Raw genomic sequence first — 19807 nt, forward strand, 5'->3', positions numbered from 1 at the left:
TTCTTTTTACAGGTATAATTTGTATTTAATTAAAGTTGGAAATATAAAAAACTTACTATTCTCAAGAAAATTTCTCCAAAACATTTGCATATACCGATTAAATACTTACTTTTGTACCACTTTAAAACGGGGGATTGGCGCAGTTGGCTAGCGCGTTTGACTGGCAGTCAAAAGGTCACGGGTTCGAATCCCGTATTCTCCACAATAAATAAAAGCCATACTATTAAGTGTGGCTTTTTGCTTTATTAAATTAATGTTTGTCTTTATACATAAAAAGGCAGCACAAATCAAGATTTGCACCGCCTACACCACTCTGCTTAAACCATCTGCATTATTATATAATAAATCCCCTTATATATTATAAAATCTTTCTAATTCCTGTTTTTCACGAGAATCCATCCTGAATAGGCAACCGGAGTTTTAGTGTCCGATTCAGTCCATGTTATTTCATACCAGTAGGTACCACTGCTTACCGGAGTTCCTCCAATAGTACCATTCCATTTTAGACTATTATTTTTATCTGAAGAGAATAAAAGCTGTCCGTATCTGCTGAATATATTGAACTTCAAGTCTCTCAAATATGCCAGCTCACTGTAGTCTAAATCGTCATTGATTCCATCACTGTTGGGCGTAATGGCATTCACAAGATTAGGTACTGTAATCTGAACCTTTACAGGCTCACAGTTATAGGCATCTTTTATATAAAAAATATTACGGCCGCGCGGAAGATCCGTAAATACATTGGAATCTTGCCATACAATACCATCTCTGGAATACTGATAAGGAGGCTCTCCCCCTTCCACAATAATGGTTACTGTATTGTTTTTTATATCAATACGCTTAACTTTTGGTCCGGGAACAGCTATTACTTTTACAAACTGTTTGGTCTCACACCCATTCGCCGTAAGAATTACCCAGTAATTTCCTACCGGCACATTCTGAATAACCCGTGTTGTAGCTCCGGTACTCCATAAATAAGATGTATAGCCAGGTCCTGCATCCAATTTGGTGACTGCCAGAGGACATATATATTGATCTACCAGAAGTGATGATGGTTTTGGGGGAATCACATTCAATGTTATCTTAGCAAAGCCGAAACATCCGTTAACTGTAGTTATCTTTACATGCACTGTTGTATTTGAGGAAACATATACAGCTGGGGTCATTATTTCATTGGTCCCATTAACAGCATCATTAAAGGTTGGGTAATAGTTTTTTGTAACAGGGTTGGTAGAAGTTACAATTGCCGCTGTAAGGTTAAAAGTTCCCTGACTTGGGTTATTAACAACAAAACACCCGGGAAGCGTGGCATCCATCACATCAGGTGCACGATAATATTGAAGGGTAATTTTTGCATTAGCTGTACATCCCTCTGCCGTAGTCACTTTTACATACACTGTAGCCGGTACTGTTGATGGATATGCATTTGCAGGAAGAATCTCATTGATTCCTGCATTTAAATCTGCCATTGTTGGATAATATTTTTTAACCGCCGTGGCAGGGCCTCCCACATTTGCTGTCGTTAAATCAAAAATCCCCGAGCCATTTACATTACATGCACTTGCTGTAGCGTCTGTAAGAACCAAAGGTTGTACTGTAACATTTACCTTTACCTGCTCACAATCAGTAAACAGAGGATCATTTCCACAAAATTTATAGGTAAAAGTATCAACAGTTGTTCCTGCATTGGCAGTATAGGTCAAAATACCGGTGGCAGGATCTATTGTTAGAGTTCCGTTTGCCGGTGGTACTATAATCTGTACGGAACCCGGGACGGGAGTCTGCGTAGAATTACTGAATGTAGGCGTAATTAACGTAGGCCTTCCCGCAATACAGGCATTGAGTGATTTTATGGTATTCACCAGGCATGAATAAACTTTGTAAGGATACGTTGTGTACACACAATTTTCTTTAGTGATCGATACCGTATAGCTTCCTCCCTGTGTAGGAGAAAAAGTATTGGAAGTGGCTCCCGGAATAGGAGCTCCGTTAAGATTCCATTGATAATGAGTAAAACCACTTTCAACCTGTAAAACAATCCCCGGAGCACATTCTCCTAAAGATTTACTGATGACAGGAATAGAATTGAACCCCGCAAAGTACCCTCCATACCCTAAGTTTCCACTACCACCTGCAATACCTGCAGTTACTGCATTGGTAGAGTTTACGGTAACATTTCCTGTAATATTAGGAATAGAATATGAAACCCAATCTGTAGTTCCCGTTACGGGAAAAGGACCTTGTGCTGCTGTTGGAGAGACTCCGTTTACTGTTACAGTTCCTCCTGTTTGGGTAAGGATATTAAGTTTTACAAAAAGTGGCGGGTTAAATGTAGTAGAATAAGGAAGCTCTCCTATTTTTCCAATTTCATCGATAGTTTTGGGTAAAAAACAGTTTAGAGGTGGAATATAATTAAACCCTTCTGTGGCATCATTATCTGCTGTCCCCGATAAAAGCTGGTAGGTATAAACATTCTTACTGGTCTTGATATACATATTAAGGTGGTTAGGCCCATTGACTATATAATTGTTAGCTTTTACCCGATAATAATCACCCTCATTAAGTGTTGCAACAGGAGTAGGATTATTATTTAGCCAGATTTTAGTGTCATTTTCGGTAGCTACAATGATCGCTCCTTCAATTTCAGGAAGAAGATTCCCCATCCCCTTAATAAGGACAAATTCATCTCCTAAACGTTCAACAGGAACTGACTGATCCATAATAATATCCTCACCATTATAGGGCGGAGTAAGCCCAAACTGGCCACGGAAATTTCCATTGGTTACTGAAACCGGTTTGGTAGCTTCTATTTTAGCCCCAATAAATCCGTCTTTATTTCCTGGCTTAGTCGCAAGTCCTGCAAATATATAGGACTGCCCTTTATTTAAAGTAATCGTAATAGAAGGATGAGTAAGCCCATTAAAGTTATTGTAAAACCAGGTGGTCATGTTATATCCTGAAACTTTAATCTGCGTATTATCTTCAGTAGCCAGAATACCACAGGTGAAATTTAAGGTGTTTGAATTATTCATCAATGGAGCGTAAACTGCATAAAATGTAGTTCCAATTCCCGCCTTTCCTTTAGAGGTTAAAATTTCACCATGGTTAACTTCCGAAAACCTGTACGTTGCAAAAAAAGGAAAATCACCATGAAGATGGAGGCCTCTTGTTTTTACGCTCATGGCATCAGCAGGATTTTGACCTAGCATGAGATTTATGGGAACATCAAATGTCTGAGGATTTCCTTTGCTGATGGTAACCGTTCCTATTACAGCATTGTTATTATAAATGGTAACAGGAAAAGGAGTTGTATTGTCTGTAGATAAATATAAAGCCTGCTTTGGGCTTCCGTTGGCAAGGCTTCCTGCCATAGGTGCAAACCAATGATCCGTATCTCTTTGAGCCTGAACAGAGAGAGATAGAAAGAGTATAAAAATAAATAAGATCCTTTTCATAAATTATAAGGAAGTTTTTAAATTAAGCAAACCATAACGCTGTTTAACAAGCTTTCTTGTTGATGATATTGCGATTAATAAGTGTTGAGTTATTCTCTGTTTTTCAATAAAATCCAGCCGGTATATTTTATGGCTGTATTTTGCAGAGCCGGTTCTTTCCATGAGATTTCGTACCAGTATGTTCCGGAGAGCATATTCTTATTGCCAAACTTTCCGTCCCATGTATAATTGTTGAATGCTGTACCTTTAAAAACATTGTTTCCGTAACGGTCATAGACTGAAAAAGATAAATCTTTCTTGTAGCCCAGTTCGGAATAAGAAATTGTATCATTAATATGATCTCCGTTCGGAGTAATGGCATTAATAATATTGATAAGGGTCATTTCTACTCCTATAGGTTCACAGTTATAAGCATCCTTTACATAAAACTTGTTCTGTCCGTTTGGCAGATTGATGAATGTATTAGAGCTTTGCCAGCTTACATTGTTTGTAGAATACATATAGGGAGGCTTTCCACCGATTGCAGTGATCGTTGCTTTTCTATTCTCAATATCAATATTTTTGATTACCGGTTTCGGAGCCGGTCTTACGGATACATCGTATTTGTTGAAACACCCGTTATATTCCAGAATAACCCAATAATCTCCGATTCCTACATTGGATATAGACTGTGTGGTAGCTCCTGTACTCCATTCATAGGATTGGAAGCCTGGGCCCGCATCCAGAGTTGTTGTTTCATCAGCACAAATTATCTTGTCAGCAAGTAAATTAGGAAGTTGAGGAGGCATTACCACTTCAAATACCGGGGTTGTTGCGGAAGGACAGCTTCCTCCTACAGATACAGTTACCGTATAATTTCCTGCTTTAGTTGGAGAATAAGTATTGGTAGTTGCCCCCGTAATGGGACTTCCATTAAAGTACCATTGGTAAGAAGCGTAGCTATCATCTACTTCCAACACCATTCCCGGAATACAGTTTCCATTCTTTTTGGCAATAACAGGCATGGAAGAGAATCCTGCAAAATAACCACCGTAGCCTACCGCTTCATGGCTTGCCGCTATTCCTGCAGTAACGGCTTTGGTAGAAGTAACCGTAACATTACCGGTTACATTTTCCAAAGAATAAGTTTGCCAATTCGGATTTCCTGTTACGGGATATGGACCTTGAACACCTGATAAAGTTGTTCCATTTACAGATACGGTAGCTCCGGTTTCTGTAATAATATTCAACCTAACTTTAGGATCGATCGTTGTGAAATAAGGTAACGCATTAATCATACCTATTTCATCAATTTTTTTGGGAAGAAAACAGTTGATAGCAGGAATATAATTAGCCCCACCTGTATTGTAATATGTTCCCGAAGTACCACCTGACAAAAGCTGATAGACATAGACTTTATTGGTACTTTTAATCCGCATATTATAATGGCCGCTGAAATTTTGACTGATGTATCCTGTAGAGAGAATTCTGTAGAATTGTCCTTCATTCAAAGTTGCAATGGGGGTGGTTTCATCATTTAAAAACACCTGAGTATTATTTTCTGTGGCAACAACTACCGCTCCTTCCAGTTCATAGGCAATGGGAGCCATTCCTTTCATTAATATATATTCGTCACCCAATCGTTCTACCGGAATAGACTGGTCCATATAAATATCGTTTCCTCCTGCCCCGTTTCCAATTGCAGTATGTTGACCCGTAAAATTACCATTGGTTACCGAGATCGGTTTATTGGCAACTATTTTCGCTCCAATAAAACCAGTTAGATTGGTTATAAAATTGCCGTTTCCTTCAATAATATAGGACTCTCCTTTGTTTAAACTAAAAGTTATAGCAGGATTACTAGCCCCTGTAGTTCCGTTAGAAAACTGAACAGATGGATTATAACCTGAAACCGTTACTGTAGTATGATCTTCCGTTGCCAAAACTCCGCAGGTAAAATTAAAGCTGGGACTTTTATCAGACAATGGTGCATAGGCTGCATAAAACTTTGTTCCTATTCCGGCTTTCCCTTTAGAGGTCAGAATTTCTCCATGCTTATCCACCGAAAATCTGAATGTACAGAAAAAAGGTTTTTCTCCTTTTACATACAGCCCTCTTGTTTTGATAGTGAATATTTCAGATTGAGAATCTGTAATCATAACCCCTTTAGGAATCTCGAATGATTTAGGATCCCCTTTACTGATTGTTACAGTTCCAATAGCAATGTTGTTATTGTAAATGGTAACAGGAAAAGGTGTAGCAGAATCTGTTGATAAAAATAAAGCCTGTTTATTAGTGGTATTAATATGGGCCTCTTTCATAGGAGCAAACCAGTGCTCGGTATCTCTTTGTGAAAAAAGAGGATTACTGGCAAAGAGGATCAATAAAAAACTAAACAAAAGCTTCTTTGAAAATTCGGGCCATTGTTTTGTTTGATGAGGAATATTATTAGGGATCATTAAATATTTTTGTTTTATAATAGAAAATAGGTATAGGTTTTAATCATCTTTATATACTTTTCTAGGATAAAGATTGTACCCTGAGTGATCAGGATTAAAATCTGCCATACAAGCGACAAAAAGATTTCGCCGCTTATAATGGCAGAGACAACATATTTATTTTTTTATTGCTTTTATTATTTTAGAAGATCCATTTTTCATGATCAGCTTTATCATATACATCCCGGAGTTCAGCTCATGCAATGAAATTGTTCTTTCCGAAGATCTTATTTCTTTCACAATTTTACCTGAAGCATCATATACAGAAAGGGATTTCAATTCTTGTTCTCCTGAAATGGTAATCGTGTCTGTAAAAGGGTTAGGATAAACAACGATATCATGCTTTGCTGTCACATCATTCACTCCCAAATCAATGGTAGGAACCCATGATATATCATCGTAGTAGTAGTTAATATTGGCACCATTTACAAATATGGCAAGCCTTGCCGTTGCAGGAACCGTATTAGGAACAACGATACTATATTCACTTGCTCCCGCATAGGCGGTGTTGGTAATATTAACATCCTGAATCAATACAAATGAGGCAATGTTTGTAGGATCCGTTACATATCCAATATGTAATACCCCTGTATTGGCACTGCAATAGGCTCTGAACTTCAATGAATGTGTTCCTGCATTGATATTGCTCAGCTCAGGCAAAATAGCCATAGAAGATCCTGTGATAGGTCTTTGTAATATATGCTTCGTTCCAGAATAAGCTCCGGTACTGCTAATACTTACATTTCCTGATCCCGTAGCCAGCCTTCCCCAGCATGGAGCATTGGTTATAAGTCCGGTGTTATAAGAATCAAAATTTTCAAAAAGTGATGCTTTTGGGGCACAAAGTGTCAACACAGAAACCACATTTGTCCATGCACTTTGATCTGTTGTGCTGCATCTTGCTCTTACCCAGAAATAATAGGTAGTGGCAGAATTAAGTCCTTGCAGTGTATAAGGATTTCCTGTGGCTCCTATCACATTAGGTACTGTAGAAGAAGTTGGAGGCGTATTGCTTGTGCTGTAGTAAATATCATATCCTGAGGCAGGTGCAGATATAGATGCTGTCCACCCAATAGTGGCAGATGCACTGGTAATATCAGATAACACTATATTGGACGGTACCATACATGTTGGTTTAGGCTCCCAATACACATTATCCAGATACAAACTGGTAGATGTTGCGCCTCCGCTTCTTATGGCAAGCCTTGCATTAGCAGGAACAGTATTAGGAACAACTACTGAGTACTCATAGCCATCAAAAACGTTACTTACAATATTTACCGTTTGAATGTTTACAAACGAAGACGCATCCGTATCATTGGTTACATATCCAATATCTAAAGGTCCTTGCGTAGAACTCCCATATCTGGCCTTAAATCTCAGCCAATGAGTTCCGGCATTTACATTACTGAAAGCAGGAAGAACGGCAATAGCCATATTAGCAGCACCGCTAGCACTTTGGTATAAGCCTTTAGAACTATTAACTCCACTTCCCGCAGTAACAGATTGATAGCCGTTTCCTAAAATAATTTTATCCCAACAGTCTAAATTGTAAAGAGTACCTGTAGTCGCATTTTCAAAATCTTCAAACATTGAAGTTACAGGATTACACTTGGTTTTAAATAAGCCTCTTAAAGACCACGCACTTTTAGAACTACCGCAGGCCGATCTTACATAGTAGTAATAGGTAGTAAACGGAATTAATCCACTGATGGTGGCAGATGTTGTTGCACTTGTCCCTGATATGGGTGTAGAAGCATCCGGAACAATAGCAGAAGATGTATAATAATACTCATAACCACTTCCTGGGATGGTAGCAGGAGCTGTCCATGAAATAGCAGCCGTATTTGTTGTTATATTATTTGAAATAAGGGCAGATGGAACAAAGCAAGTGGGAGCTGCAGGTTCAACTTTTAAACTGAAGTCTACAAAATTACCATTACTAAGTGTATTAGGACCACATGGATTGGGCGAACTATTAAGGTTCGTTCCGGTCTGTACTCTTATTCTGTATATTCCTGCGGCCTGACTTGGGGGAATAAAGAATTCATCATCAACTGTTGAATAGGGAGATGTTCCTATTGGATTTTCATAAAAATCATTAAAATCTCCATTTGCATTCCAGTCTACCCAAACCAATGATTTGGTACCGCCTCCGGCAAACTCCAAATGTACTTTCACCGTTCCTCCCGGATAAGAAGTTACTATATGACTTGCAGAATTATCTACATACCCCTGGTACGCAGCCGCATCATAATACAAAGCTCCCTGATCCGAAAAAAATGCATTTTTTAAATAATAGGTAGTGGATGTTCCCGCAGCCGGTACACAATAGGTTTGTGCATTCAGCGATAAAAACGGAATAAGTAAAATCATCCATAATAGATAATGCTTTCTCATTTTTTATTTTTTAGAGTTAAGAAATAGTATCGTACTGTTAAAGAATTTATACCCTTAAATATGATTTCATATCTATCATTCCATCTGAATTTTGGTATTATAAAAGAGACAAAATAATCTCCTCTCCGACGTATCTTTATTTATTAAATACCGATTGAATATGATTGTTTTTTTTACAACCATAGTATCAGATAAGTATGATAAATTCATCAAAATATCCAGATAAGTCTAATATTTTCAATCAACTCAAAGGTTTAAACAATATTAGCGTTATATTTGCCCCTTATGAAGAGATTAGCTTGCATAATTCGTGCATTTTACAAGAATAAAAAATGTAAAAATCTAACATTCAAGTAATTAAAAATCAAGCTTAAAAAAAGGCAAATGCCAGTAATATCTAAGAAAAAAAGGCTGAACAGAGCCTATTTTCCGGAAAAATCACTGAAAAGTAATAGCTGGATATTATTTTTCATATCACTATTTCCGATTTTTATCAACGGACAGGAAGCTCCTGATTTTAGTATTTTAACAGATAAAGCTTTTCAAAAACTCTATCAAAATCCGGATGACTGTATCAGCTATTCACAAAGCCTTCTGATTAGCGACAAGAATCCTGATCATAAGATTATTCTCAGAAAAATTATTTCGCAGGCCTATGCTTTGCAGGGAAATTATGTTCAGGCGGTCAATATATCCAATCAGAAAGAAGATGAGAACCAAAATGAACACCTCTCCCACTTCATCCAGTTATTTCGGGATTATAATCTGGCTGACCAGTATCAGAATTTAGGACTTTACACTCAGTCAAAAAAAATCATTACAGGAATACTGGATGATCCTAAACTTTTAAAAAGCGTTCATGTAATGGAAAGAATGACCATTGCAAAGCTCTTTCAATTGCAGGCTATTAATTCCGGGGTTACCCGTGATTATGACATCGCCATTCAATATCTTGATAAAAGCAACCTGTATCTTGACCAAAACAATGAGGAAAACAGAATTATAAAGCAGGAAAATATCATCTTTCGGTCTACATTTCTGATGAAGCTCAACAAGCTGGAAGAGTCCAAAAAACTACTGGATCAAGTAATACAGGATATAGAAAGCCATAGGGACCCCATTTTTCTTTCTGCATTTGCCTACGAAAGCCTTTCTCTTTATTTTTTTCTGAAAGGAGATTACCCAACCTCCTTGAAATTTCTTAATGAAGGATTTTCAAAAATTGAAAACCAGCCTTACTATGACATGAAAGCCATTTTCTATGAATTGTTTGCAAAAAACTATCTGGCTCTCAATAACGATGAGAAATATCATTACTACAATAATCTTTATACTGAACTAAAAACAAAGATCAACTCCAGTAAGAAGGAGGGAATACAATATATTGTAAAACTGGTTGAAACCTACCATCATAAAAACATTGAATTTCAGAAACAAACTAAATTCAATCAGTTTCAAATCATTATGGTTATTATTCTGCTTCTTATTTTAGGTACAACAGCCTATCTTTTATATGTATCAGGAAGAAGTAAAGATCTAAGAAAGCAACTTGTTTTTTTTAAAAAGCTGATAGAAAGAGAAAAGGCAATGTCAGTTCAGGGAGAAAGGGTAAAAAATGAAATGCAGATACCCCCTAAAAGCCAGGAAAAAGATCCTCCTAAAATATCAAAAGAAAAAGAAGATGAGATTCTTCAGTCTCTAAAAGAATGGGAACAGACAGATAATTATCTGAACAAAAGTATGTCTATTGCTGTTCTTTCGGCCCAAATAGGAATCAATACAAAATACCTTTCAGAGGTTATCAACAATAATAAAGAGAAAAACTTCAATGGGTATATTAATGAGTTGAGAATTAATCATATTGCCCATCTTCTAAAGACAGATCCTGCCTACCTCAATTATAAGGTAAGTTATCTTGCAGAATATTCAGGGTTTTCTTCACATGGAGCCTTTACCAACGTTTTTAAATCCGTAACAGGGATGTCCCCAAATACTTACATTCAGGAAATCATTAAAAATAAAAGATCATGAAATTACTTACCCGAATTACTCTGTGTATGGTATTGCTATGTCAGATTCCATCTTATGGGCAAAAAATTTCAGATGATTCCCTGCTAAAAAAAGCCAATCAGGAAATCTACAACAAGCCTGACAATGCAATCCGTATAGGGAAAAGGTTGCTTCAAAAAGAGAAAGATATTAATAAATCCATCAAAATCTATCTGCTTTTGTCTACTGCCGAAATTGCCAAAAGAAATTTTGACGAATCGCTCCGGTATATTCTAAAAGCCAGAGAACTTGTTCGGAAAACCAATGATCCGAAAGTACAAACCAGTTTTTTTATTTCGACCGCTGTTTTGTTCCAGCAGATGGAGCTTTACAGTAAAAGTCTTGAGACCCTGGATGAAGCAGACGAGTATTTGGCCAAGCTTCCGGAGGGGTTATCTTATAAATATTTTGAGACAGCCAGAAGCTATGCCTTGCGGGGAATGATCTATAAGAGCCAGTCTAACCCTGAAATTGCTCTCCAGGAATTTTTAATAGCTGTTAAAAATTTTGAAAAAGTAAAAGAGAAAAAGACCACTTATTTTAACCTGAGTATCATGTATTATAATATTGGATACTGTTATCTTAATCTGAACCAGCTAGAAAATGCAGAACCAGCATTCATAAAGTCAATGGATTTCGCCATTCTTATTAAAGCTAAAAGCCTGGAAGGTTTTGCCTTAAAAGGTATGTCCGAAGTTCATAAACAGAAACATCAGAATCAAACTGCAATGGAGTTACTCATTAAGGCTCAGGAACTTGGGGAAGAATCGGGAGATCTTAGCCTCAATGAGGGAATTTATAAGGAAATGGCTGATAATTATCTGGCCATGGGAGTACAGAATAAGTACCAGATATACAGCAAAAAGTATATTGAAACCCGATTTAAAAGAGAACAAAACGAATTAAGCTCTATCAACAATGCTATTGACGCCCATAACATCGAAACAGAGAGAAAAAGTAATGAAGTAACAGCCTACTATGATAAGCTCATCATTGCTTCAGTCATTATAGGTCTTGCTATTCTCACCATAATCGTTTTTATGATTTTAAAAACAAGAAAACGTAATAAAAACTATCAGAAAGAAATTCAGCAGCTTATCAGATCTTAGAAAGAGTATAGATTCTAGTCCTATATATGAATTAGAAAAAGAATCAAAATAAAAAATCCCTCTAAATTGAGGGATTGTATTTTTAAAAATCAGGACATTCTAATGTCAATTGTTCCGCATAGCATTGAGGAATCGGACTGTTAGGGCAATGCATTGGCTTCGATCCCTGAGGACATATTTTTTGACTCCCTTTTACTTCCTTCAATTGATCTCTTGAAATTCTTTTCAAATTTTTCATGGTTTTGATTTTAGTTTAGGAACCAAATATAACAATAATTCTCTATACTAAGATTTAACATAAAAAAATATTTCCCTCTCGTAATATATTCCAGATTAGAGAAGAAATCACAAATCCCGGATGATATTGAAATATGGTAAAAGATGAAATATTTGTTTTTTAAAAATAAATTCATTATCTTGATGTATGAAAAAAAGTGAACGTCAGGATAATATAACACACGCTGGCAAAATTAGTGAAAGAGCAAAAGCATTGGAAGTTCTTGAAAAAGCAAAGAAAACACAAGGTAAAATTACTTTTCTGCGACAAGGTGCGGGAAGAAACTTTAAACCAAAAAATGAGGATTTATAGATCTCCAAAAGAATGCTTACTCCGTCAGTAACAATCTGCAAAACTATATAAAGAACAACGTTTAGACGCTGTTAATATGCATAAATTGACAAAACTTCTGACTGGCAGTCAAAAGGTTATGGATCCAAATCCATACTTTCTACAATAAATAAAAGCCATACTATAAAGTTTGGCTTTTTTATGTTATAATTTATTTGAATTTTTAAGTTGTAACGCTCTCTGATAAAAAGACTGATTCGCGATCTTTTCCTCTGTTTCATCAATGGCTTTTAATAGATTATTCTGATTATCTGCAAGATCTCCTAATATTTGGGACATGAGTTCCCATACCGGCTTCATCTTTTCAATAAGCTCCTTTCCTTTCTGGGTTAAAAGGAATAATCTTTTGCGCTCGTCCTGCTTATCTTTTTTCCATTCTATAAGTTCCTGTTTTTCCAGTTCTTTAAGCAAGGTGATGGTGGATGGATGGGTATACCCAATTTCATTGGCTATTTCTACAACACTTACCAGTTCCTTTTGATAAATGGTATAGATAACTGGAAACCATTTCAGCTCAAAATCAATTCCAAAGGCTTTGTAGATCATGGCTCCATCTTTTCTCAGCTGCTCACTGAGACGGTGTAACCTAGTGGATATGGCAAGAATTCCTGCTTCGTTAATTACATTCATATTCAATCTGTATGTAGATGATAAAAAACATCGTCGGCACTCATTAATGGGAAACGAACCGGAAGTTCTTCTTTCTTAATTTTCACAAAATCATTCCTTTCATAGAAACGTTGGGCCGCTTTCAATACCGTTATGGTTCCCAAATATATATCGTTAATTCCTTTTTCTCGACAAAAAGACATTAATATTTCAAGTAAAATCTGAGCAATATTGAGTTCTTTTCCTCTAAATTCCTTTTTTACAAACATCTTTCTGATCGCTCCTGTCCTCTCATCAAACTTCACCAAGGCAATTGAACCCACCAGTTCACCATCTATAAATGCTCCCCAGAAATTTCCTCCTGCTTCGTGATAAAAGCTTTCGATCTCTTTCAAATCGGGCTGATCATCTACAGTGATTGGAATATTGAATTCCTGTTGCTGAATTGTCAGAATCAGTTCAATGGCCTGTTCTGAGTACGAATTGTCTATCGATTGAATCTGTAGTTTCATAAGTGTCATTATTAAAGTATAAAACTACGTAGTTAAATACATATATACAAATGAAAATTTTATTTTATCACAATTTTAACAATCCTTAAAAATTTAAAATAAAAAAACGTATGCCATTTCTGACATACGTTTTTATGATACTGTATACAAGATACAATTATTTCCAGCCTCCACCTAAAGCCTGATAAAGCTCTACTGCTGCTTTCATTTTATTGTATTGTGCATTGGAAATATTAAGTTCCGCATTCAATGAATTAACACTGGCATTCAAAACTTCAAGATAGTTCGCCATACCATAGTTAACCAACTCCTGAGAATAATCTACAGATTTTTTGTAGGCATTCAGTTCTTTTTGCTTTAATTCAATAAATGAATCCTGTACAGAGAAAACTCTGATAGCATCAGAAACTTCTTTTCCTGCGGTAAGAACAGTTTTTCTAAAATTCAGATAAGCCGTTTCCTGATTGGCAAGACTAACGTCATAATTGGTCTTGATTTGTCTCTTATTCAAGATCGGTTGTGCTAGCCCTGCTACTACATTCGCAAATAATGAATTGACGCTGAACAAGTGATCAATATCTACAGATTGAAGTCCTCCAGAGCCAGTAAGCTTTAATGTTGGATAAAACTGAGCTTTCGCAGCATTGGTTAATTCAAATGCATTCATTAAAGTGTACTCTGCTCTCATTACATCCGGACGATTAGCCAATAATTGAGTGGGATACCCAAGTTTTACATCGCTTGGAAGATTCTGTCCTTCTAGCGTAGATCTTTCAATAGTATGAGAGGATTCTCCCATCAAAAGACTCATTGTATTTTCCAGCAACTGAATTTGTGTATCAATATCAATCAATAGAGATTTCGCATTGAAAACAAGCGCTTCACTCTGCTGTACAGCGACTTCTGTAAGAGATCCTGAAGCTTTCAAAGCTTTTGTTGTCTCTAAGTTTTTTTCACGAACCGCAATGGTTTCTGTAATGATCTTTTTCTGGGAATCAAAAGTAAGCAACTGATAATAAGCAGAAGCAATAGAAGCAACCAGACTGCTTTTTACAGCTTTATGAGCCGCAACAGTTCCTAAATAAGTTGCCAGCTGTGCTTTTTCCTGTGCCTTTAGTTTTCCCCAGATATCAGCTTCCCATCCAATAGTTCCTGTAATATCAAACTGATTGACATAACGCCTTTCTCCAATAATCTGCCCAAATTGGGTGTTGATAGACTGGGTTTGGAAGGTATAGTTGGGTCCAATGGATAGTGTTGGTTGATAAGCGGCTTTACTCTGTTTCAGATAAGCTTCTGCGGAATTAATACTTTGCAGCGCAATTCTAATATCCAGATTGTTCTCTAAAGCCTTGGAAATATGCCCCTGAAGGATCGGATCTGTAAAGATTTCTTTCCATGAAACATTGGCGATGGTAGCACTGTCTGAAGGAAGCATATCGGTACGGAAAAGCTTTTCGTCAACAACGTTCTTCGGTCTCTCATACTCTTTTCTGGCCATACAAGATGTGATGGCTCCCAGTATGATTGCTGAGAAAGTTATTCCTTTTATGATGTTTAATAAACTCTTCATTGTTTAAAATTAAAAGTTAAAAATTAGAAAATAGAGGTTAGAAGCAGAGCATTAGATTATTTTCTAAGCTCTAACTTCCAACTTCTCTAATTCATTTTTACTCAGCTAAATTGATTTCTTCTTTCTTTATAGGTTTAATCTTTTCCTGTAAGGTTTCAAAAATTACATACAGTACCGGAATTACAAAAAGTCCTAAAATAGTACCTATCAATAATCCTATAGCAGCACCAGTTGCAATAGACCTGTTACCTACAGCACCAATTCCGTTTGCTAGTACCAACGGAAGTAGACCGAAGATAAAGGCGAATGAGGTCATTAGAATAGGTCTTACCCTGGCTTTAGCTGCGTTGATAGCAGACATCACAATAGTTTCACCATGATGTCTTCTCTGAACAGCAAATTCTACGATAAGGATGGCATTTTTCGCCAGTAGCCCCACAAGCATGATCAGTGCAATCTGGAAATAGATATTATTTTCCAAGCCCATCACCTTCTGCCCTAGATAAGCACCCATTACCCCTAAAGGAAGAGAGATTACAACAACCAGCGGAAGAATATAACTTTCATACTGTGCAGAAAGAATAAAGTATACAAAAATTAAACTCAATGCAAAGATCAAAAGCGTCTGAGATCCTGAATTTAATTCTTCCCTTGTTAACCCTGTAAATTCTACCGCATAGTTTTGATTCAGGGTTTCGCTTGCCACTTGCTGTACAGCGGTAATCGCATCCCCGGAACTATATCCCTCAGAGTTTGCTCCCGTTACCTTCACGGATGTAAACAGGTTATAACGGCTTACAGATTGAGGTCCGTATGCTTTTGTTAAGGTTACAAATTGTGAAATAGGAGACATTATCCCTGAACCTGTTCTAATATAAAGTTCGTTTAGATTTTCAATATTCTTTCTGTTCTCAGGAAGTGCCTGAACCATTACTCTGAACTGTTTACCATACTTGGTAAAGTCGGCAGTATAAATACCCCCAATATACCCCTGCATGGTAGCCAGAATGTCATTTACAGAAACCCCAAGCTGTTTGCTCAAAGGAACATTAATCTCCATCTGATACTGAGGATATCTGGTGTTGAATGAGGTCTGTGCAAATTGAATTTCCGGTCTCTGCATCAGCTTACCGATGAATTCATTTGTTTTATTATCCAGATCAGCATAATCTCCACCTGACTTATCCAGCAATACCATCTCAAAACCTGCACTACTACCAAAACCTGGTACACTTGGAGGTTGGAAGAATACTACCTTAGCATCAGGAACAGATCCTACAATTCCAAATAGTTTTTTCGTAATATCTTCAGAGGTTTGCCCACCTGCTTTTCTTTCTTCAAATGGTTTCAGTTTTACAAAGGCAAGACCGTTGTTACTACCGTTTCCGGATAAGAAACCTCTACCTGTAGAAATGGTAACGTTTTGTACTCCCGGAACTTTCATGGCTTTAGCCTGAAGAGTTTTCAGGGCGTTGTACGTTCTCTCCATAGATGCACCCGGAGGAAGCTGGACATCTGTAAAGATAATCCCTCTGTCTTCTGTAGGCACAAACCCTTTCTTCATACTGCTGCTTGCCCAGAATAAAATACCTCCTGTAACTGCGAAAATAATAAGGGTAACCCATTTATGTCTTAAAAGGAATACAAATCCTCTTCCGTAACGTTCAGTAGTTGTTTTAAAAGCAATATTAAACTTATAGAAAAACTTCTGCAGAATGTTTAAGTTCTTGTACTCTGCATGATGCTCTGCGTGAGGTTTTAAGAATAATGAACATAAAACCGGACTCAGCGTTAATGCATTAATAGCAGAAATGATGATGGCAATGATCAGTGTAATACCAAACTGTTGGTAAAACACCCCTGTAGGCCCTGTAATAAAGGTCACCGGGATAAATACGGCTGCCATTACCAAAGTAATAGAAATAATGGCCCCTGTAATCTCATCCATTGCTTCCACCGTAGCTTTTTTGGCATCAGAAATACCATGCTCCATTTTAGCATGAACGGCCTCGACGACGACAATGGCGTCATCCACCACAATACCAATGGCAAGTACTAATGCAAATAAGGTTAAGAGGTTCAAAGAATATCCGAAGAGATTCAGGAAGAAGAACGCTCCTACAATAGATACCGGAACCGCAATAGCCGGAATCAATGTAGATCTGAAATCCTGAAGGAAAATATATACTACAATAAATACCAGAATAAAGGCTTCAATCAGGGTATGTACTACCTTTTCAATAGAAGCTTCAAGGAATTCGTTGGTATCAAAGTTAAAGGTATACTTAATTCCCTGTGGAAAAGTTCCCTCCGCTGATTTCAGATATGTTTTGATATTTTTAATAATCTCCTGTGCGTTGGATCCCGGTGTCTGGAAGATCCCCATACTGATGGAAGGATTGTTTCCGTTTTCCCCGATACCTGTGTAAGACTGACCTGCCAACTCTACTTTGGCAACATCCTTCAGCATCAGGTTTTGTCCGTTTGCAAGAGATTTGATGATGATATTATCATATTGCTCTTTATCATTAAACTTACCAACATATTTGATAATATATTCAAAAGAGCTTCCGCTGTTCTGACCAATAGAACCCGCCGCAGCTTCTCTACTCTGCTCGTTAATAGCATTTGTAACATCTGTAGGAGTTACACTGTAGGCAGCCATTTTTGCAGGATCCAGCCAAATTCTCATCGAGTAGTTTTTACCTCCGAAAACGTTGGCATCCCCTACACCATTTACCCTTTTTAGGTTTGGAATAATATTAATATTCAAAAAGTTCTGAAGGTATACGTCATCAAGATCTTTATTTTCAGAATAGAAAGACATATACATCAGGGCACTGGTCTGCTGTTTCTGGGTAACAACTCCCGACCTTGTTACTTCGGACGGCAGAAGCGGTGTAGCTCTGGCCACACGGTTCTGTACGTTTACCGCAGCAATATCCGGATCTATTCCTTGTTTAAAGAAAACCTGAATCTGAGCAGAACCGTCGTTCCCGGCACTGGAAGTGATATAATCCATTCCTTCCACCCCATTGATCTGTTCTTCCAAAGGTACCACTACACTTTTCATCACCGTCTCAGCATTGGCTCCTGTATAGTTGGCAGAAACACTTACCGTAGGCGGTGCAATATCCGGATACTGTGTAACCGGTAACGAGATCAGCCCTAGCACACCGAGAATCACAATCAAAATTGAGATTACGGTAGATAAAACCGGTCTGTTAATAAAGTTTTTAATCATTAGAATTTCGGTTTTATTGATTGAACAAGACTATCCATTTTGATTGGCTTCGGTTTTACTGCTGTTCCCGGCTTTAAGCCTCCAATACCAGCTGCAATAACTGTTTCACCTTTATTAACTCCTGATTTGATAAGGGCTAAATTGTCAATTCTGTCAATAACATTTACAACAACATTTCTGGCAGTGTCTCCTTTTTCTACTTTGTATACATAAACAATACCTTGCTGTTCGTAAGTAGCACTTTCCGGAACCACCAATACATTATCATAACGTTGAGGGAATCTGATGGTTCCACTATTACCGTTGCTTAATAATTTTTGAGCATTGGAGAATGCAACTCTGAACTGAATAGTTCCTGTTGTTGGATCAATCTGACCGGTAATAGCTTCAATTCTTCCTTTTTCAGGATAAAGGCTTCCGTTGGCCAACTGAAGTTCTACCATAGGTAAGTTTTTGATTTTCTCAGGCATAGAAGCCCCGGGAGATTTCTCAAGAAAATTAAAATACTCTTTTTCATTCATGGCGAAGTAGGCAAAGATCTCAGAAGTATCGGAAATAGTTGTCAATGGCGTCTGATCTGACGGTCCTACCAAACTTCCGACTTTTAACGGAAGTCTTCCAATCACCCCTGAAATAGGAGCACGAATGATGGAGTATTCTATGTTGGCTTCTACTCCTTTGTAATTGGCTTCAGCTTGTTTTTTTGCAGCATATGCCTGTTGTAGCTGAGCCTGCGCCTGAGCTAACTGAGCCTGAGCAGTCTGTAGCTGTACATTGCTGATAATGTTCTTTTGTACCAGTGGTTTCAGTTTATTCACTTCTACCTGAGCGGCATTTACAGAGGCTTGTGCAGCGGCAATACTGGATTCGGCAGCACCAATTCCAGCTTTGGAAGCAGCAGCATTTTCAGTCAGAATATTGGTTTCCAGACGAAACAAAGGCTGTCCTTTTGTTACATATTGCCCCTCATCTACCAATAACTGGGTGATATAGCCCTGTATTTTTGCACGTACATCATTGTTTACCCTACCTTGGATGGTAGCCGGAAACGTCTGATAACCCACTATATTTTTTGACTCCACAGAAACAACAGGAAAGGGCTTGGCGCCATCCTGTTTTGGAGCTTCTTTTTTGCAGGCAGTCAATGAGAATGCTGCAATCGAAAGTATAACTAGCTTATTATTCATTTTATAGTTTATTAAGAGATTCCTGAATATTTTCTATGTTTTTATTTAAGAGTGCTTTGTAAACTTCTATTCTTTCGTTGTATCCATCGTCTTTACTTTTTTTAAAATTGTTTAAATCATCTAATAGTTTAAGTTCGTCCTGCATTTTCTGGACAATTTTCTCAAATCGAATTTTCTTATATTCATCGTTGATGAAAAAATACCGTTTTCGCTCATCCATTTTGTTATGATCTACAATGAGCTGAGCATTCAATAGCAATGAAATACTGGTAGATACTGAACTTTTGCTTGCTGAAAGAACTTCAACAAACTCATCAAAAGTAATTCCTACTTTCTCATAATCAAAAAGAAGGTAGGAATAAATTTTTGAAGCTAAAGGGGGTAAGCTGAACACGGTGCCGTAGAATTTTACGGCATCTTGAAAAATTTTTTCATCAATCTCTATACTTTGGTGCATAATATAAAAATTTGAACAAAAGTAAAAATTAGTTCAGAACCAAACGAACAAACCTGATAGAGATTATAAATACAGGGCGTTTTAAAAATTCAATGAAAGTTGATTTA

General features: G+C 37.2%; 13 protein-coding genes and 1 tRNA gene. 4 read left to right on the top strand and 10 right to left on the bottom strand.

Features of this window, described 5'->3' with window-relative positions:
• Nucleotides 1-128 precede the first annotated feature (128 nt).
• Nucleotides 129-202 (top strand) — tRNA-Ala (locus C7D53_RS07560).
• 169 nt (nucleotides 203-371) lie between these two features.
• On the opposite strand, the gene C7D53_RS07565 is transcribed toward C7D53_RS07560, so the two are convergent.
• From C7D53_RS07565 to C7D53_RS07575, 3 genes are all read right to left on the bottom strand, one after another.
• Entirely contained in the window at nucleotides 372-3455 is a 3084-nt protein-coding gene (locus C7D53_RS07565) for a T9SS type B sorting domain-containing protein (RefSeq protein ID WP_106915795.1), read from the bottom strand.
• Nucleotides 3456-3544: 89 nt separating this feature from the next.
• Nucleotides 3545-5893 (bottom strand): T9SS type B sorting domain-containing protein, encoded by a 2349-nt coding sequence (locus tag C7D53_RS07570; protein ID WP_228422242.1) that lies wholly within the window; start codon nucleotides 5891-5893, stop codon nucleotides 3545-3547.
• A gap of 156 nt (nucleotides 5894-6049) precedes the next feature.
• Entirely contained in the window at nucleotides 6050-8332 is a 2283-nt protein-coding gene (locus C7D53_RS07575; RefSeq protein WP_106915796.1) for a fibronectin type III domain-containing protein, read from the bottom strand.
• 384 nt (nucleotides 8333-8716) lie between these two features.
• On the opposite strand from C7D53_RS07575, the gene C7D53_RS07580 reads away from it, so the two are divergent.
• The gene (locus C7D53_RS07580) at nucleotides 8717-10363 is read left to right on the top strand and encodes a helix-turn-helix domain-containing protein (RefSeq protein WP_106915797.1); all 1647 of its coding nucleotides are present in this window, start codon (nucleotides 8717-8719) and stop codon (nucleotides 10361-10363) included.
• Nucleotides 10360-11490, top strand: a complete 1131-nt coding sequence (locus tag C7D53_RS07585; RefSeq protein ID WP_106915798.1) for a hypothetical protein — start codon at nucleotides 10360-10362, stop codon at nucleotides 11488-11490. Before C7D53_RS07580 ends, C7D53_RS07585 begins: the two co-directional genes overlap by 4 nt.
• A gap of 82 nt (nucleotides 11491-11572) precedes the next feature.
• On the opposite strand, the gene C7D53_RS20865 is transcribed toward C7D53_RS07585, so the two are convergent.
• Complete coding sequence (locus tag C7D53_RS20865; protein WP_162926123.1) at nucleotides 11573-11728, bottom strand: bacteriocin-like protein; 156 nt, start codon at nucleotides 11726-11728, stop codon at nucleotides 11573-11575.
• A 186-nt stretch (nucleotides 11729-11914) separates the two neighbouring features.
• On the opposite strand from C7D53_RS20865, the gene C7D53_RS20870 reads away from it, so the two are divergent.
• Nucleotides 11915-12079 (top strand): hypothetical protein, encoded by a 165-nt coding sequence (locus tag C7D53_RS20870; protein WP_162926124.1) that lies wholly within the window; start codon nucleotides 11915-11917, stop codon nucleotides 12077-12079.
• A 183-nt stretch (nucleotides 12080-12262) separates the two neighbouring features.
• On the opposite strand, the gene C7D53_RS07590 is transcribed toward C7D53_RS20870, so the two are convergent.
• The 6 genes from C7D53_RS07590 to C7D53_RS07615 form a co-directional block, all read right to left on the bottom strand.
• Nucleotides 12263-12748: a MarR family winged helix-turn-helix transcriptional regulator gene (locus C7D53_RS07590; RefSeq protein WP_106915799.1), complete on the bottom strand. Its 486-nt coding sequence runs from the start codon at nucleotides 12746-12748 to the stop codon at nucleotides 12263-12265.
• Between the two features lie 2 nt (nucleotides 12749-12750).
• Nucleotides 12751-13239, bottom strand: a complete 489-nt coding sequence (locus C7D53_RS07595; protein WP_106915800.1) for a GNAT family N-acetyltransferase — start codon at nucleotides 13237-13239, stop codon at nucleotides 12751-12753.
• 157 nt (nucleotides 13240-13396) lie between these two features.
• The gene (locus C7D53_RS07600) at nucleotides 13397-14812 is read right to left on the bottom strand and encodes an efflux transporter outer membrane subunit (RefSeq protein WP_106915801.1); all 1416 of its coding nucleotides are present in this window, start codon (nucleotides 14810-14812) and stop codon (nucleotides 13397-13399) included.
• A gap of 97 nt (nucleotides 14813-14909) precedes the next feature.
• A complete protein-coding gene (locus C7D53_RS07605; RefSeq protein WP_106915802.1) occupies nucleotides 14910-18056 on the bottom strand; it encodes an efflux RND transporter permease subunit in 3147 nt (1048 codons plus the stop codon).
• The gene (locus tag C7D53_RS07610; protein ID WP_106915803.1) at nucleotides 18056-19243 is read right to left on the bottom strand and encodes an efflux RND transporter periplasmic adaptor subunit; all 1188 of its coding nucleotides are present in this window, start codon (nucleotides 19241-19243) and stop codon (nucleotides 18056-18058) included. Before C7D53_RS07610 ends, C7D53_RS07605 begins: the two co-directional genes overlap by 1 nt.
• Before the next feature lies 1 nt (nucleotide 19244).
• Complete coding sequence (locus C7D53_RS07615; protein ID WP_065394571.1) at nucleotides 19245-19700, bottom strand: transcriptional regulator; 456 nt, start codon at nucleotides 19698-19700, stop codon at nucleotides 19245-19247.
• Between the last annotated feature and the right edge of the window lie 107 nt (nucleotides 19701-19807).

This window comes from Chryseobacterium aurantiacum (assembly GCF_003020585.1).
Classification (GTDB): Bacteria; Bacteroidota; Bacteroidia; order Flavobacteriales; family Weeksellaceae; genus Chryseobacterium; species Chryseobacterium aurantiacum.

Bases quoted from the DNA above. Each gene is read 5' to 3' on its own strand.
- C7D53_RS07570 (WP_228422242.1), bottom strand. From the start codon at position 5,893: ATGATCCCTAATAATATTCCTCATCAAACAAAACAATGGCCCGAATTT.
- C7D53_RS07580 (WP_106915797.1), top strand. From the start codon at position 8,717: ATGCCAGTAATATCTAAGAAAAAAAGGCTGAACAGAGCCTATTTTCCG.
- C7D53_RS07595 (WP_106915800.1), bottom strand. From the start codon at position 13,239: ATGAAACTACAGATTCAATCGATAGACAATTCGTACTCAGAACAGGCC.
- C7D53_RS07585 (WP_106915798.1), top strand. From the start codon at position 10,360: ATGAAATTACTTACCCGAATTACTCTGTGTATGGTATTGCTATGTCAG.
- C7D53_RS07590 (WP_106915799.1), bottom strand. From the start codon at position 12,748: ATGAATGTAATTAACGAAGCAGGAATTCTTGCCATATCCACTAGGTTA.
- C7D53_RS07605 (WP_106915802.1), bottom strand. From the start codon at position 18,056: ATGATTAAAAACTTTATTAACAGACCGGTTTTATCTACCGTAATCTCA.
- C7D53_RS07610 (WP_106915803.1), bottom strand. From the start codon at position 19,243: ATGAATAATAAGCTAGTTATACTTTCGATTGCAGCATTCTCATTGACT.
- C7D53_RS07565 (WP_106915795.1), bottom strand. From the start codon at position 3,455: ATGAAAAGGATCTTATTTATTTTTATACTCTTTCTATCTCTCTCTGTT.
- C7D53_RS07600 (WP_106915801.1), bottom strand. From the start codon at position 14,812: ATGAAGAGTTTATTAAACATCATAAAAGGAATAACTTTCTCAGCAATC.
- C7D53_RS20870 (WP_162926124.1), top strand. From the start codon at position 11,915: ATGAAAAAAAGTGAACGTCAGGATAATATAACACACGCTGGCAAAATT.
- C7D53_RS07615 (WP_065394571.1), bottom strand. From the start codon at position 19,700: ATGCACCAAAGTATAGAGATTGATGAAAAAATTTTTCAAGATGCCGTA.
- C7D53_RS07575 (WP_106915796.1), bottom strand. From the start codon at position 8,332: ATGAGAAAGCATTATCTATTATGGATGATTTTACTTATTCCGTTTTTA.
- C7D53_RS20865 (WP_162926123.1), bottom strand. From the start codon at position 11,728: ATGAAAAATTTGAAAAGAATTTCAAGAGATCAATTGAAGGAAGTAAAA.